This window comes from Bradyrhizobium vignae (assembly GCF_900324035.1).
Taxonomy (GTDB): domain Bacteria; phylum Pseudomonadota; class Alphaproteobacteria; order Rhizobiales; family Xanthobacteraceae; genus Bradyrhizobium; species Bradyrhizobium vignae.
In genome coordinates this window covers 5318916-5334840 of the sequence record NZ_LS398110.1, presented here as the reverse complement: position 1 = coordinate 5334840, position 15925 = coordinate 5318916, and the positions used below count along the sequence as shown (strand labels likewise).

The 15925-nt window shown below is 65.0% G+C and carries 11 protein-coding genes; all 11 read left to right on the top strand.

The features are described 5' to 3' along the window. Window positions 1–32: 32 nt before the first annotated feature. The 11 genes from BRAD3257_RS25965 (at window position 33) to BRAD3257_RS25910 (ending at window position 15871) form a co-directional block, all read left to right on the top strand. On the top strand, window positions 33–3302 hold the full coding sequence (locus tag BRAD3257_RS25965; RefSeq protein ID WP_122404225.1) for a transglutaminase family protein: 3270 nt from the start codon (window positions 33–35) through the stop codon (window positions 3300–3302). Between the two features lie 27 nt (window positions 3303–3329). After that, on the top strand, window positions 3330–5843 hold the full coding sequence (locus tag BRAD3257_RS25960) for a circularly permuted type 2 ATP-grasp protein (protein WP_122404224.1): 2514 nt from the start codon (window positions 3330–3332) through the stop codon (window positions 5841–5843). After that, a complete protein-coding gene (locus BRAD3257_RS25955) occupies window positions 5840–6718 on the top strand; it encodes a transglutaminase family protein (protein WP_122404223.1) in 879 nt (292 codons plus the stop codon). Before BRAD3257_RS25960 ends, BRAD3257_RS25955 begins: the two co-directional genes overlap by 4 nt. A gap of 215 nt (window positions 6719–6933) precedes the next feature. After that, window positions 6934–7761: an HD domain-containing protein gene (locus BRAD3257_RS25945; protein ID WP_122404222.1), complete on the top strand. Its 828-nt coding sequence runs from the start codon at window positions 6934–6936 to the stop codon at window positions 7759–7761. Window positions 7762–7781: 20 nt separating this feature from the next. Further along, window positions 7782–7934, top strand: coding sequence for an ATP-binding protein (locus tag BRAD3257_RS25940; RefSeq protein WP_244607687.1), 153 nt, complete (start codon window positions 7782–7784; stop codon window positions 7932–7934). Between the two features lie 226 nt (window positions 7935–8160). After that, complete coding sequence (folE, locus tag BRAD3257_RS25935) at window positions 8161–8787, top strand: GTP cyclohydrolase I FolE (RefSeq protein WP_122404221.1); 627 nt, start codon at window positions 8161–8163, stop codon at window positions 8785–8787. Window positions 8788–8814: 27 nt separating this feature from the next. Continuing rightward, on the top strand, window positions 8815–10338 hold the full coding sequence (locus tag BRAD3257_RS25930) for an FAD-dependent oxidoreductase (RefSeq protein WP_122404220.1): 1524 nt from the start codon (window positions 8815–8817) through the stop codon (window positions 10336–10338). A gap of 120 nt (window positions 10339–10458) precedes the next feature. Beyond that, on the top strand, window positions 10459–11034 hold the full coding sequence (locus BRAD3257_RS25925) for an HdeD family acid-resistance protein (RefSeq protein WP_122404219.1): 576 nt from the start codon (window positions 10459–10461) through the stop codon (window positions 11032–11034). Between the two features lie 189 nt (window positions 11035–11223). Then, complete coding sequence (locus BRAD3257_RS25920; RefSeq protein ID WP_122404218.1) at window positions 11224–12435, top strand: ABC transporter substrate-binding protein; 1212 nt, start codon at window positions 11224–11226, stop codon at window positions 12433–12435. 160 nt (window positions 12436–12595) lie between these two features. Continuing rightward, window positions 12596–13825, top strand: a complete 1230-nt coding sequence (locus BRAD3257_RS25915; RefSeq protein WP_122404217.1) for an acyl-CoA dehydrogenase family protein — start codon at window positions 12596–12598, stop codon at window positions 13823–13825. A gap of 354 nt (window positions 13826–14179) precedes the next feature. Then, entirely contained in the window at window positions 14180–15871 is a 1692-nt protein-coding gene (locus BRAD3257_RS25910) for a methyl-accepting chemotaxis protein (protein ID WP_122404216.1), read from the top strand. The last annotated feature ends 54 nt before the right edge of the window (window positions 15872–15925 follow it).

The window sequence follows — 15925 nt, the reverse complement described above, 5'->3', positions numbered from 1 at the left end:
TGCTCAAAAAAGCTGCTGGAGCACCGCACCCCGTGTCGATTTACGTCGCGCTACACCACGTCACGCACTACAAGTACGACCGCCCCATCGACCTTGGCCCGCAGACCATCCGCCTGCGGCCGGCGCCGCACACGCGCACGCCGATCCTGAGCTATTCGCTCAAGGTCACGCCCGCCAACCATTTCGTGAACTGGCAGCAGGACCCGCAAGGCAACTGGCTTGCACGCTACGTCTTTCCGGAGAAGACCACCGAGCTGAAATTCGAGGTCGACTTCACGGCGCAGATGACCGTGGTCAACCCGTTCGATTTCTTCGTCGAGCCCTACGCCGACAGTTTTCCGTTCGAGTATCCGAAGGACCTGAAAACGGAGCTCGCGCCTTATCTCGAGACCATCAAGCCCGATCGCCTGTTCGCCAAATTTCTCGACTCGATCCCGCACGAGGCCCCGAACACCGTCAACTTCCTGGTCGAGCTCAATCGCGAACTCCAGAAGAAGATCCGCTACATCATCCGCATGGAGCCGGGCGTTCAGACGCCGGAGGAGACGCTTGCCTCCGGCGCAGGATCGTGCCGCGACTCCGCCTGGCTGCTGATCCAGACCTTGCGCCATCTCGGTCTCGCCGCCCGCTTCGTCTCCGGCTATCTGGTCCAGATCCGTCCCGACATCGATCCGATCGAGGGCCCGCCCGAAGTCGAGAACGATTTTACCGATCTGCACGCCTGGGCCGAGGTCTATCTGCCCGGCGCGGGCTGGATCGGATTCGACGCGACCTCCGGCATGCTTGCGGGCGAGGGGCACATCCCGGTGGCCGCCACGCCGCATTATCGCTCGGCCGCGCCGATCTCCGGCGGCGCCGGCTTTGCCGAGGTCGAGTTCTCCTTCGATATGCGCGTCAAGCGCATCCGCGAGGCGCCGCGCATCACAAAGCCGTTCTCCGACGAATCCTGGGCGCGGCTCAACGACCTCGGCGAGCAGGTCGACGGCGATCTCGCCGCGCAGGACGTACGGCTCACCATGGGCGGCGAGCCGACCTTCGTCTCGGTCGACGATCTCGAGGCGGGTGAGTGGAATACCGAAGCCGTCGGCCCGACCAAGCGCACGCTCGCCGACGATCTGATCCGCCGCCTGCGCACGCGCTTTGCGCCCGGCGGCCTTTTGCATTACGGCCAGGGCAAATGGTATCCGGGCGAGAGCCTGCCGCGCTGGGCCTTCGGCCTCTACTGGCGCAAGGACGGCGTGCCGATCTGGAAGAACGCCGATCTCATCGCGAAGATCGCGAACCCGCGGCGGCCCGAGGTCAGGGACGCCGAGGCCTTCATGGAAGGCACCGCCGCGCGGCTCGGGGTCGATCTCGGCTACATCATGCCGGCCTATGAGGACCCGGCCTATTGGCTGATGAAGGAGGCCGAGCTTCCGGTCAATGTCGATCCCACCGATTCCAAATTGTCCGATCCCGAAGCGCGCGCACGCATGGCGCGCGTGTTCGACCAGGGCCTGACCACGCCGCGCGGTTTCGTGCTGCCGATCCAGCGCTGGAATGCGCCGCCGCGCTGGCGCAGCGAGCGCTGGCCGCTCCGGCGCAATCATCTGTTCCTGACGCCGGGGGATTCTCCACTCGGCCTGCGCCTGCCGATGGGCTCGCTCGGCTACGTCCCGCCGAACCAATATCCCTACGTCGTTGAACAGGATCCGACGGAGCCGCGCGGCAAGCTGCCGGTGTTCACCCGCATGGCGCGCCCGCCATCGCCGCCGCGCACCGCCCCCGAGCATCTCAACACGTCCATTCCCGTGCGCACCGCCATGGCAGTGGAAATCCGCGACGGCGTGATCTGTGCCTTCATGCCGCCGGTCGAGCGCATCGAGGATTATCTCGAGCTTGTCTCGGCACTGGAAGACACCGCCGAGGAGATGCAGCTTCCCGTTCACGTCGAAGGCTATCCGCCGCCGTTCGATCCGCGCATCGAGGTGATCAAGGTGACGCCCGATCCTGGTGTCATCGAGATCAACATCCAGCCGGCCAGGAGCTGGCGCGATGCGGTCGAGATCACCTCCGGCCTCTATGAGGACGCGGCGAAGGTCCGCCTCGGCGCCAACCGCTTCCTGGTCGACGGCCGCCACACCGGCACCGGCGGCGGCAATCACGTCGTGGTCGGCGGCTCGAGCCCACAGGATTCGCCGTTCCTGCGCCGGCCTGATCTGCTGAAGAGCCTCGTGCTGTACTGGCAGCGGCATCCGTCGCTGTCCTATTTCTTCTCCGGCCTCTTCATCGGCCCGACCAGCCAGGCGCCGCGCATCGACGAGGCCCGCCACGACAGCATCTACGAGCTCGAGATCGCGCTCTCGCACGTGCCGCCGCCCGGTTACCAAACGCCGCTGTGGCTGGTGGACCGGCTGTTCCGGCATCTGCTCGTCGACATCACCGGCAATACCCACCGCGCCGAAATCTGCATCGACAAGCTCTATTCGCCGGAGGGGCCTACGGGGCGGCTCGGTCTCGTCGAATTCCGCGCGCTCGAAATGCCGCCGGATCCGCGCATGTCGCTGGCACAGCAGCTCCTGATCCGCGCGCTGATCGCAAAATTCTGGCGCGAGCCGCTGGCCGGCAAGTTCGTGCGCTGGGGCACCGCGCTGCACGACCGCTTCATGCTGCCGCATTTCATCTGGGAAGATTTTCAGGAGATGCTCACCGAGCTGAAGCAGTTCGGCTATCCGTTCGAGCCGGAATGGTATCTGGCCCAGCTCGAATTCCGCTTTCCCGCCTTCGGCCGGGTCCATCATGGCGGCGTGACGCTGGAATTGCGGCAAGCGCTCGAGCCCTGGCACGTGCTCGGCGAGGAGGGCTCGGCCGGCGGCACGGTGCGCTATGTCGACTCGTCGGTCGAGCGGCTCCAGGTCAAGGCCGAGGGCTTCGTCGAGGGCCGCCACATCGTCACCTGCAACGGCCGCCGCCTGCCGATGACCCCGACAGGACGCTCGGGAGAAGCCGTGGCCGGCGTCCGCTTCAAGGCTTGGCAGCCGGCTTCCGGCCTGCACCCGACCATCCCCGTCCACGCGCCCCTGACCTTCGACCTGATCGACACCTGGAACGGCCGCTCGCTCGGCGGCTGCGTCTACCATGTCGCCCATCCGGGCGGGCGCAACTACGACACCAAACCGGTCAACACCTACGAGGCCGAGGCGCGGCGGCTGGCGCGCTTCCAGGACCACGGCCACACCCCGGGTCCGATGCAGCCGCCGCCCGAGGAACGCACAAATGAGTTTCCGCTGACCCTCGACTTGCGGACGCCGCTCCTGCAATGAGTATGATGCGGGGGCAGTGAGAGGCGCATGGGCGAGGGCGTAGCCGAAGACAACGATCAGGCGGGTAGGGCCCAGGCCCAGCAGCGGATCGCGCAATGGGTCCGCGACTACACCCGCTTGCCCGGCATTCCCGACGAGTTCCTTGGGCCCGATGGTGCGCCGCGCGCGGTCTGGAGCCGCTTCTTCGATGCCTTCGGCGCGCTGGCGCCCGACGAGATCGAGCGGCGCTTCGGCATGGCCGATCGTCATCTCCGCGAGGCCGGCGTCACCTACCGCGCGCCCGGCGACAGCGCCGATCGGCCCTGGTCGATCAGCCATCTGCCGCTTTTGATCGACGAGGCCGACTGGCAGCAGCTTTGCGCCGGCATCACCCAGCGCGCCGAGCTGCTCGAGCGCGTGCTGCGCGATATCTATGGCGAGGGCCGGCTCGTCACCGAAGGCGCGCTGCCCGCGGCCGCGATCGCCGGCAGCCCCGAATATCTCCGTCCCGTATGCGGCGTGCCGCCGCCGGGCGGGCGCTATCTCTCGATCTATGCCGCCGACGTCGGCCGTGGCCCCGACGGCCGCTGGTGGGTGCTCGGCGACCGCACCCAGGCGCCCTCGGGTGCGGGCTACGCGCTGGAGAACCGCCTGGTGCTCTCGCGCGCCTTCTCCGACCTCTATAAGTCGATGAACGTGCCGCGTGTCGCGCCCTTCTTCGAGTCGTTCCGCGACTCGCTACGTGCGCGGGCCGACCGCGACGAGCCGCGGATCGGCGTGCTCACCCCCGGCAGCTTCAGCGAGACCTATTTCGAGCATGCGACACTGGCGCGCTATCTCGGCTTCCTGCTGGTCGAGGGCGACGATCTCGCGGTCAGCGACAACCGCGTCCACATCCGCACCGTCGCCGGGCTCAAGCGGTTGGATGTGCTGTTGCGCCGGATCGATTCCAACTCGCTCGACCCGCTCGAGCTAGATGCCTCCTCGCGGCTGGGCGTGCCTGGCCTGATCGATGTGCTGCGCAAGGATGGCGTCGTCGTCGCCAACATGCCTGGCTCGGGCGTGCTGGAGGCGCGGGCGCTGCTCGGTTTCCTGCCGGCGCTGAGCCGCCGACTGCTCGGCGAAGAGCTGAAGATGCCGCACATCGCGACCTGGTGGTGCGGCCAGCGCGCTGCGCGCGACGAGGTGCTGGCAAGGCTCGACGAGGTTGCGATCGAAGGGGCCTATTGGCGCGGCGTGCCCGGTTTCGACAGCAATGGTCCGGTGCTTGCGAGCGAGCTGGATGCCGCCGAGCGCCAGCGGCTGGTCGATGCGATTACAGCGCGCGGCATGGACTATGTCGGCCAGGAGGTGGTGCGGCTCTCGACCATGCCGGTGTGGGAGCATGGGCAGATCACGCCGCGTCCTTTCGTGTTGCGGGTGTTCGCCGCCGCAACCCCGGACGGCTGGGCCATCATGCCAGGCGGATTCTGCCGGATCGCCGAGCAGCCGGACGCACGCGCGGTGTCCATGGGCGATGGCGCGCGCGCCGCCGACGTCTGGGTCGTCTCCGACAAGCAGGTCTCGACCGCGACGCTGCTACCCGCGACCGACAAGGTGCGCATCCGCCGCATCGCCGGCGTGCTGCCGAGCCGCGCTGCCGACAATCTGTTCTGGCTCGGCCGCTACCTCGAGCGCGCCGAGGCGACGCTGCGGCTGGTGCGCGCTTTGGGCTCGCCGAGCGGGCCCAACAAGGGCACCGCGGCCTCGGTGCAATCGGCCGAACGCATCCAGCGCATGCTGGTGGCCTGGGGCGCGGTCTCGCAAACCTCTCGCACCGCGCCCGGGCGCATCGTCGCAGAAGGGTTGCAAAGTCCCGACCGTTTCGGCTCGGCGCTGTCGCTGGTGCGCGCGGCCCAGCGCACCGCGACTTCCTTGCGCGAGCGGCTGTCGCCCGATGCCTGGCAGGTCATCACCGAGATGGCCGAGCGTCTCGCTTATGAAGTGGAGGACGACGACAGCGTACTGCGCGCGGCCGAGCTGACCTTGCAGGAGCTTGCGAGCTTCGCAGGCCTTGCCCAGGAGAACATGAACCGCGCCGCGGGCTGGCGTTTCCTCGACATCGGTCGCCGCGTCGAGCGCGCCATCAACACCACGCGCTTTACCCGTCAGTTCGCCTATGACGAGGCCGGCGACGAGGATCTCGACATTCTGCTGACGCTGGTGGATTGCCAGATCACCTACCGCTCGCGTTATCTGCTGGCGCCGATCCTGGCACCGGTGCGCGACCTCGCCGTGCTCGATCCCTACAATCCGCGGTCGGTGGCCTTCCAGGTGACCACGCTGAACGAGCACATCGCCGCGCTGCCGAGCCTGAAGGAGCACGGCCTGATCGAGAAGCCGCAGCGCCTCGCGGTAGCGATGCAGGCGATGCTCGCGACCGCGGAGGCCGAAAAGCTCGAGGTCAAGACCCTGTTCGCCCTGGAGCAGGATCTGCTCAGCCTCGCCGACGCGGTCGGGCAGCACTACTTTCCGCACGGTCCCAATGCCAGCCGGCCGGAAAAGCTGACGGGGCTGGCGTGATCTACGACATCCGTCACGTCACCACCTACGAGTACGAGAATCCCGTCAGCTTCGCCCGCTGCACGCTGCGACTGGAGCCCAGAAGCGGCGGCGACCAGGATTTGATCTCGCACGATGTCGAGATCCATCCACGCCCGGCCGAGCGCAACGTGCGGCGCGACTTCTTCGGCACGCTGACCGAGAGCGTGGTGATCGAAGCCGCGCATCGCAACTTGCGGATCGATTCACGTTCCCGTGTATCTGTCTCGCGACAGCCGCCGGCGCGTGATGCCGCGAGCCCACCATGGGAGACCATTCGCGACGTTGCCTTCGAGGCGACGAGCCTCGGACCGTCCTCGCCGGTCGGCTATGTCTTTGCGAGCCCGCTGGTGCCGGTGCTGCGCCCGGTCAGCGCCTATGCGGCGGAAAGTTTTCCGCCCGGCGCGGGTGTCCTCAAAGGCGCGGTCGATCTCATGCATCGCATTCGCAACCAGTTTCGCTACGACCCCAAGGCTACTGTGATCTCGACGCCGCTCAATGAGGTCTTCGACAAGCGCCACGGGGTCTGCCAGGACTTTGCCCATGTGATGATCGCAGGGCTGCGCGGGCTCGGTCTTCCGGCCGCCTATGTCAGCGGCTACCTGCGTACCGCTCCGCCGCCCGGCCAGCCGCGCCTGCAAGGTGCCGACGCCACCCACGCCTGGGTGTCGCTCTGGTGCGGGGCGGAGCTCGGCTGGATCGATTTCGATCCGACCAACGATCTCCTGGTCGCCAATGACCATATCGTGCTCGCGGTCGGGCGCGACTTTTCCGACGTCTCGCCGGTCGACGGCGTCATCGTCGGCTCGCCTAAACAGAAGCTCGGCGTCGCCGTCGACGTGCTGCAGGTAGAATAACCGCAATCTTGCGATCTGGACACCGGCGCCTCTAGGGTGTATCGCGCCATCGTTGCAACCGCGCTATGGCGGAGCGCAACTGCAACATCTTTCCGGATTTCCGCCCCAGGATTTGGCCAAGCGGCCCAAGATGGGCTATGCTGGCTCTTGCATCGAGGACGAGAGGAAATGTCGGGGATTGGCGTGAAACACCACCGACAATCGGGGCCGCACCCATGATGACGTTACCGAGATTGGCGGCGGAAACCCTGGAGAAGATGCTGGGCTCGTTCATGCGTCGCCGGTACGATGAGACGTCTGCAAGTATCGTCGAGAGCGCCACCCGCACCGCGATGGAATGCATCGGTAACAGCGATGCGCTCTATCATAACATCGAGCATACGATGCTGGTGACGCTGGCTGCCCAGGCGATCCTCAAGGGCCGAAGTCTTCATACGCATCTGTCGGCCGAAGATTACGTCCACGTCCTGATCGCCTGCCTCGCCCACGACATCGGCTATGTGCGAGGCCTGTTCGAGGAGGACGATTGCGATGGATTCGTGATCGATGCGGCCGACACCAAGATCTCCCTGCCGCGCGGCGCATCTGATGCCAGCTTGATGATGTATCACGTCGATCGGTCGAAGCTTTATGTGACGCGGCGGCTGCGACATATTCCCGGACTCGACCCGGACCGCATTGCCCGCGCTATCGAGGGTACGCGCTTTCCGGCCCGCGAGGGCCAGGACTATGACGAGGATGCCTCGATCCTGCGCGCGGCCGACTTCATCGGCCAGCTCGGCGATCCCAACTATCTGCGCAAGGCCAACGCGCTCTATTACGAATTCGAGGAGGTCGGCATCAATCGTCAGCTCGGCTACGATTCGCCGGCCGATATCGTGAACCGCTATCCGCAATTCTATTGGAACAGCGTCGCACCGCACATCCAGACCGAGATCGGTTATCTCAACAAGACCGAGATCGGCCGGCAATGGATCGCCAACCTCTACAGCAACGTCTTCCGCGCCGAACGCGACATCTCGCTGTCCGGTCCGCAGAAATAGCGGCGCGTTTTATCGGGCCGGTGGCGCCCAAGCCCGGCGATCCCGATCAGTACGAGGGCACCGGGATCGGCCTTTCGATCGCATCGCGCATCGTGCAACGCCACGGCGGACGCATCTGGGCCACTGCCGAGGTCGGCAAGGGCGCAGCATTCTATTTCGGCATTCCCGACTGAACTGCGCTCGAGCCGCCGCATTCGATTTGATTTGCGTCGACGTTGGTGCGGCGGCGGCTGCTCTGGCTGTCGCCCCGAAATGGCTGTGCTATCATGACGCCGTGCCCCCGGGCTTCGCATGCCCGCGGTATCCGATTTTTCCTCATCTCGGGAACCTTTTCCGATCGGAGCCGTCCAAGCTGAAGGACCGCTGCTGGATGCGGCCCGTCGGAAGAGGAGGCTGTTGATGAAGTCACAAGCGCGCAAGCTTGAGCGTGTCGCGGTCGCGCAGGCGCCGAGCGATCGGCCTGAGAGGTATGAGGTCGAGCAGGCGGTCCGGACCATGATCCGCTGGGCCGGCGACGATCCCGAGCGCGACGGCCTGCGCGACACGCCGGATCGGGTTGCGCGCGCCTTCGAGGAATATTTTACCGGTTATGCGCAGGATCCAACCGAAATCCTGCAAAAGACCTTCGAGGAGATCGAAGGCTATGACGAAATGATCGTCCTGCGCGGCGTTCGCTTCGAAAGCCATTGCGAGCACCATATCGCGCCGATCGTCGGCCGTGCCTGGGTCGCCTATATCCCGCAAGGGCGCGTGGTCGGCATCAGCAAGCTTGCGCGCGTGGTCGACATCTACGCCAAACGGCTCCAGATCCAGGAGAAGATGACTGCGCAGATCGCCAACACGATCAACGACGTGCTGAAGCCTCAAGGGGTCGGCGTCATCATCAAGGCGACGCATCATTGCATGACGACGCGCGGTGCGCACAAGCCCGGGACCGATCTCGTCACCAGCCGCATGTTAGGGGTGTTCCGCGATAATGCGCTGACCCGCCAGGAACTGCTGGGCCTGGCCAACTCGGACGATTGATCCGTGACAGCGCGAGGAGACGACGCCATGACCGAGGACAACAAGCCGCGTGGGCCCGACCTGACCAGGGGCGTGTCGCTGACGGAGTTCAAGGACGGTAAATTGCTTGGTCATGTCGGCGAGGAGGATGTCCTGCTCGTTCAGGCCGGCAGCGAGATTTTTGCGATCGAGCCGGCTTGCAGCCATTACCACGGGCCGCTCGCGGAGGGGCTCGTGGTCGGCGAGACCATCCGCTGTCCCTGGCATCATGCCTGCTTCTCCTTGCGCTCGGGCGAGGCCACCCGTCCGCCGGCGCTGAATCGGCTTGCGCTATGGGACGTCGCGCGCGACGGCGACAGGATCGTCGTTCAGCGCAAGCGCGAGGCACCCAGGCCGTCAACGGCTCATCGCAGCGCGCCGACGCCGGAAAAATTCGTCATCGTCGGCGGCGGTGCGGCCGGCTTCGCGGCAGCGGCGACGCTCCGGCGCGAAGGCTTTGCCGGTGCCATCACCATGCTCAGCAATGACGGCGCGATGCCGGTCGATCGGCCGAACCTCTCCAAGGATTATCTCGCCGGCAGCGCGCCGGAGGACTGGCTGCCGTTACGGTCCGAGGATTACTATCGGGACACCGGCATCGATCTCAGACTCAACACGAATGTCTCTGCGGTCGATCCAAAATCTCGCAGCGTCACGCTGGGCAATGGCGACAGGCTGCCATTCGACCGTCTGCTGCTTGCGACCGGGGCCGAGCCGGTGAAGCTCCAGATTCCTGGCGTCGACCAGCCCCATGTCCACACCTTGCGATCCGTTGCCGACAGCCGCGCAATCATCACGGCGGCAGGCAGCGCGAAACGCGCGCTCGTGATCGGCGCCAGCTTCATCGGCCTCGAGGTCGCGGCTTCCTTGCGCGCGCGCAAGCTGGAAGTCCATGTGGTCGCGCCGGAAGAACGGCCGATGCAGAAGCTGCTCGGCGCCGAGATAGGCGACTTCGTCCGGTCGCTGCATGAAGAGAATGGCGTTGTTTTCCACTTGAAGGATACGGTCGAAAAGCTCGACGGCAAGCGCGCGACGCTGAAGAGCGGGGCTGTCGTTGAGGTTGACCTCGTCGTGGTCGGCATTGGCGTCAAGCCGCGCCTCGCGCTGGCCGAACAGGCGGGCCTCGCCGCCGATCGCGGCGTGAGCGTGAGCGAATATCTGGAAACCAGCGTCGCCGGCATCTTCGCGGCCGGCGACATCGCACGCTGGCCCGATCCGCATTCCCGGCAAACCATTCGTGTCGAGCATTGGGTGGTGGCGGAACGGCAGGGTCAGACCGCGGCGCGCAACATGCTCGGCAAGCGCGAGCGCTTCGACGCGGTGCCCTTCTTCTGGTCCCAGCACTACGACGTGCCGATCAATTATGTCGGCCACGCCGAGAGCTTCGACGACATCGCGATCGACGGCAGCATTTCCGGCAAAGACTGTCTGCTGAAGTACCGCAAGGCCGGCCGGGTGCTGGCGGTCGCTTCAATTTACCGCGATCTCGACAATCTCAAGGCCGAGCTCGAAATGGAGCGGTCGCGCGCCTGACGCACCGCATTCGATCTTGATTTGTGTCAATGCTGCTGCCGGTGCAGGTGCTCTGCTGGCTGTCGCCCCGGTACGGTGCGTGCTATTCTGGCGCGTACCCGCGGGCTAGGAGTGACCGCCATGACCAGTGCTTCCGACACGTCTCGTAATCCAAGCCTTGGCTCGGGCATCGCGACGCTGCATGCGAAATGGGGCTGGATCGTCGCGCTCGGCGTGATCTATCTCATTGCCGGATTCGTCGCGCTTGGCAGCATGGTGATGGCGACGGTGGCGAGCGTGATCGTGGTCGGCGCGATGATGATCGTCGCAGGCGCTACCGAGATCATCGGCGCGTTTCAGATGAAGAGCTGGGGCAAGGCCCTGATCTGGGCTCTCCTCGGCGTGCTCTACGTGATCGCGGGCTTCCTGACCTTCGAGAATCCGCTGTTCGCGGCCGTCCTGCTGACTCTATTTCTCGGCGCCTCGCTGATCGCCTCGGGCGCGGTCAGGCTGTTTCTCGCCTTCAGCATGAAGCGCGAGAGCCCGTGGGTCTGGGTCGCGCTGTCGGCCGTGATCACGCTGCTGCTCGGGCTGGTCATTCTGGCGCGCTGGCCGGTGAACAGCGTCTATATCCTCGGCCTGTTCCTCGGCATCGATCTGATCATGGCCGGTGCTGGCTGGATCAGCCTCGGCTTCAGCCTGAAGCGGCGCGGCTAGGCGAACTGGGCGCGAAGACCTCTGACCACCTCTCCCCGATGGGGAGAGGTGAACCCTGGACTCATGAGCGAACGTATCAGCAACTCGACGCAAGACCATCTTGCTGAACTCCGCTGATCTGGCGCGCTGACAAAAGCAGCACGCCGCGCGTGCGCCTCGCCGCGCGGCGATCATCATCGGGGAGACACCATGAGAGCCGCTTTGGCCCTGGCCGCAGCTTTGGCTGCCGCCTGCCTGTCCACGCCTGCACCTGCGCAAAAATCCTATGGTCCCGGCGTCAGCGACACCGAGATCAAGATCGGCAACACCATGCCCTATAGCGGCCCGGCCTCGCCGCTCAGCATCACCGGCCGGGTGATCGCGGCCTATTTCGACGAGGTCAACGAGAAGGGCGGCGTCAATGGCCGCAAGCTCAATCTGATCTCGCTGGACGACGCCTTCTCGCCGCCGAAGACCATGGAAGCCGCGCGTCGGTTGGTCGAGGGCGACGGCGTCGCCTTCATCTTCGCGACCATGGGCACTGCGCCGAGCTCGGCGATCGCGAAATATCTCAACAGCAACAAGGTGCCGCAGATCTTCCTGATCAGCTCGGCCTCGAAGTGGAACGATCCCGCCAACATGCCGTGGTCGATGGCGCTGCCCTGGGCGCCGAACTACACCAGCGAGGCCGCGATCGACGTCGCCTATGCCCGCGCCAAGAACCCGAATGCGCGCTTTGCGGTGCTCTATCAGAACGACGATGCAGGCAAGGAATATCTTCGCGGCGTCAGGGAGGCGCTCGGCGCCGATGCGGACAAGGCGATCGCGATGGCCTCGAGCTTCGAGGTCGCCGATCCCACCGTCGATTCCCAGGTGCTGACGCTCGCCAGCACCAAGGCCGACGTCTTCATGATCTACTCGGTGACGCCACGCGCCTGCGCGCAAGCCATCCGCAAGGCACATGAAGTCGGCTGGCAACCGACGCGCTTCCTCGCCTCCGGCTGTGCCAACAAAGCTACCGTGATGGTGCCGGCCGGGCTCGAGGCCGGCAAGGGCGTGCTGTCGCTCGGCTCGCTCAAGCCCTTCGTCGAGCAGTCGAAGGACGATCCGGCGATGACCGCCTATATCGAGTTTATGAAGAAGCGCCTGCCGAATGCCGACGTCAACAACGTCGCGGGCCTCTACGGCTACACCGTCGCCGAGGCGCTGGTGGTGCTGCTGAAGCAGTGCAAGGACAATCTGACGCGCGAGAACATCATGGCGCAGGCCGCCAATTTGAAGAACGTGCCGCTGTCGCTATTGATGCCCGGCATCACCCTCAATACCACGCCGCAGGATTTCCGCCCGATCAAGGACGGCTATATGCTGCAGTTCGACGGCAACGACTGGGTCGTGGCGAGCGAGCTGTTGCGCGGCACGTAAGGGGCGAGGCCGGCGGCCGCTTCGGAGACACCGATGCCTGCCCAACGTCATGGCCGGGCCTGTCCCGGCCATCCACGCCTTGCGACACGGCACGAAGAACGTGGATGCCCGGGACAGGCCCGGGCATGACGACGTCAAACGCTGCGAACAGGAGACCCCAATGCACTTTCAACATTCCGCCCGTTCGCTGGAGCTGCAGGAGCGCGTCCGCCAGTTCATGCGGGCGCATGTCGAGCCGGTCGAGGATCTCTATTACGAGCAGGTCAAGCCGGAGGCCGCGCGCTACAGGACGCCGCCTGTGCTGCAGGATTTGAAGCGGCTGGCGCGCGAGCAGGGGCTCTGGAACCTGTTCCTGTCAGGCAAGCACGGCCAGGACCTCAACAACACTGGCCTCTCCAACCTTGAATATGCGCCGGTGAAGGAGATCATGGGCCGCATTCTCTGGGCACCCGAAGTTTTCAACTGCTCGGCCCCTGACGTCGGCAACATGGAGGTGCTGGCGAATTACGGCACCAAAGCGCAACAAGAGCGCTGGCTGACGCCGCTGCTGGAGGGGCGCATCCGCTCCGGCTTCTCGATGACCGAGCCGCAGGTTGCCTCCAGCGATGCCACCAACATCCAGTGTGAGATCCGGCGCGACGGCGGCGACTACGTCATCAACGGTCGCAAGTGGTTCACATCAGGCGCGATGAACGAGGATTGCGAGATCCTGATCGTGATGGGCAAGACCGCGCCCGACCATCCCGATCGCCATCGCCAGCAATCCATGATCCTGGTGCCCAAGAACACGCCCGGTGTGCGCATCGTCCGCGACATGCTCACCTACGGCTATGACGACGCCCCGGTCGGCCACCCCGAGATCGTCTACGACAACGTCCGCGTGCCCGCAGAGAACATCCTGCTCGGCGAGGGCCGCGGCTTCGAGATCGCGCAGGGCCGGCTCGGCCCCGGCCGCATCCACCATTGCATGCGGTTGATCGGCTGCGCCCAGCGCGCGCTGGAATTGATGTGCCAGCGATCGGTTGCGCGCGTCGCCTTCGGCAAGCCGCTGGCCGAGCAGGGCTCTGTGCGCGAGGACATCGCAAACTCCTTCTGCGAGATCGCGCAGGCGCGGCTGTTGACGCTGCAAGCCGCCGACAAGATGGACCGCGAAGGCAACAAGGCCGCCCGCGACCTCATCGCTGCCGCGAAGATCGTGGTGCCCAGCATGGCCGCCCGCGTCATCGACCGCGCCATCCAGATCCACGGCGCCGCCGGCGTCTCGCAGGACACGTTCCTCGCCCGCGCCTATGTCTACGCCCGCTTCATCCGCATCGGCGACGGCCCGGACCAGGTGCATTTGGCGGCGGTCGGGAAGGAGCTGATCAGGCGGGGCGGGGTGATGGGGTAGTGGGGCCGGGCTTCCCTGCGCCTGCATTCGCTCGATGTCCGCTTATGGTTGCGAAGCAGACCAATCAGCCAATGCGGCACTTGTACCGGTGCGAATTGAAGAAGTTCGCACCAGTGGGAAAAGTCAGCCTCGGCAAAACAGGTCGATCACGCACATTCACGCAAAAGTTGCTTGCCGTTTGGCGAGGAGTGTCACGAAGTAAGAAACGGTTAAGGCAAAATCGATACAACTTTAGCACGAATGGGGCACGGGGCTGACGGAAATTTGGTCCTGGTCCGGGGAGGGATACGACCGCCCGTCAGATGCATTGGGTCCCGGAGGTCATCAATTTTTGATGTTTTTCAGGGGCCTGTCATGTTTTCCAACATCTCGATACGAACGAAGATTACCGCGGTCGTTTCCGGCCTCTTGCTGGCTCTGATCGGCACCGGCGTTTTCGCCGTCTGGAATATGCAGGTGATCAACGCAGCGGTCGTCGACATCCGGAGCAATTGGCTTCCGAGCGTCCGCGTGATCGGCGAGTTGCGCGCTACCACCATTACTTACCGCAACGCGGTGCGGCAGCATCTTTTGTTCGACCGTGCGCAGGACAAGGCGGATCTTGATAAGCGCATCGAGACAATCGCCGAAAGGATGGCGCAGAACATTGCGGACTACAAGAAGCTCATCTCCAGTCCGCAGGAGCGTGCACTCTTTGATGAATGGAGCGGCCTCTGGAACGATTACATGAAGGGCGCTCAGGAGGTGCTGATTCTGTCGCGTGCTGCGGCTGGTCGTTTTCCTCAAGAGGCCAACGATCTCAACAGCAGAAACGTGAATCCCATTGGTCTCGACGCGGATAAGGTCCTGGCGAGTGCTATTGATCTCAACAACAAGGGCGCGGACGCTGCGGGAGCCGAAGCCGCAATCGCCTACATTAGCGCGGTCAAGACCCTCGTGGCGACAGTGACGATCGCCGGACTCCTCGGCGCCCTCGTTGCCTTTTTCGTGATGAGAACCGTATCGCAAGGCATCAACGCAATCGTCTCGCCGATGCGGGCCCTCAGCGCCGGCGATCTATCCGCAGAAGTAACCCATCAAGGCGAGCGCACCGAGATCGGCCAGATGGCCGATGCGCTGCAGGTGTTCAAGGAGGCGCTGATCGCCAAGAAGGATGCAGAGGAGGCGCGAGCCGAGCAGGAGCACCAACAGGCCGAGCTCCGGAGGCGCGAGATGCACCGCCTTGCCGACGCATTCGAAGGTGCGGTGGGCGAAATCGTTCAGACGGTCTCCTCTGCGTCCAGCCAGCTCGAGGCATCGGCGGGCACGCTGAGGGCGACGGCCGAGCGTACCCAAGATGTAGTGGCCGGCGTCGCTGCCGCCTCCGAGGAAGCGACGACCAATGTCCAGTCGGTGGCGTCCGCGTCCGAAGAATTGGCGGCATCGGTGGGAGAAGTCGGCCGCCAGGTACAGGAATCCTCGCGCATCGCGGATGAGGCCGTGCGACAGGCCGAGATCACGAACGAACAGATCGAGCGTCTCGCGCAGGCAGCCGCACGAATTGGCGACGTAGTCGATCTCATCAACAGCATTGCCGGCCAAACCAATCTCCTGGCGCTCAACGCGACGATCGAGGCGGCGCGTGCAGGTGATGCCGGTCGCGGCTTCGCGGTCGTGGCGAGCGAGGTCAAGGCCTTGGCCGAACAGACGGCGAAGGCCACTCAAGAGATCGGCCAGCAGGTCGGAAGCATGCAGGCGGCCACCGAAAAATCGGTCGCAGCCATCACTGATATCAGCGGCACCATTTCCAGAATGTCAGAAATCGCAACGGCCGTCGCTGCCGCGGTGGAGCAGCAGGGCGCGGCGACGCACGAGATCGCTCGCAACATCCAGCAGGCGGCCCAAGGCACCGGCGGCGTCAGCGCCGGAGTCGCCAACGTGCAACGCGGCGCAGCCGAAACGGGCAGCGCGTCGGCTCAGCTTCTGTCATCCGCCGGGCTGTTGTCGCGCGACTCGACACGTCTCAGGGAGGAGGTCGCGCATTTCCTGCGCACCGTTCGCGCCTGATCGGTTCTCGGTGAAGAACCAGATTCAGCTCCAGCGGCTTGGCAGTTCCGGGGG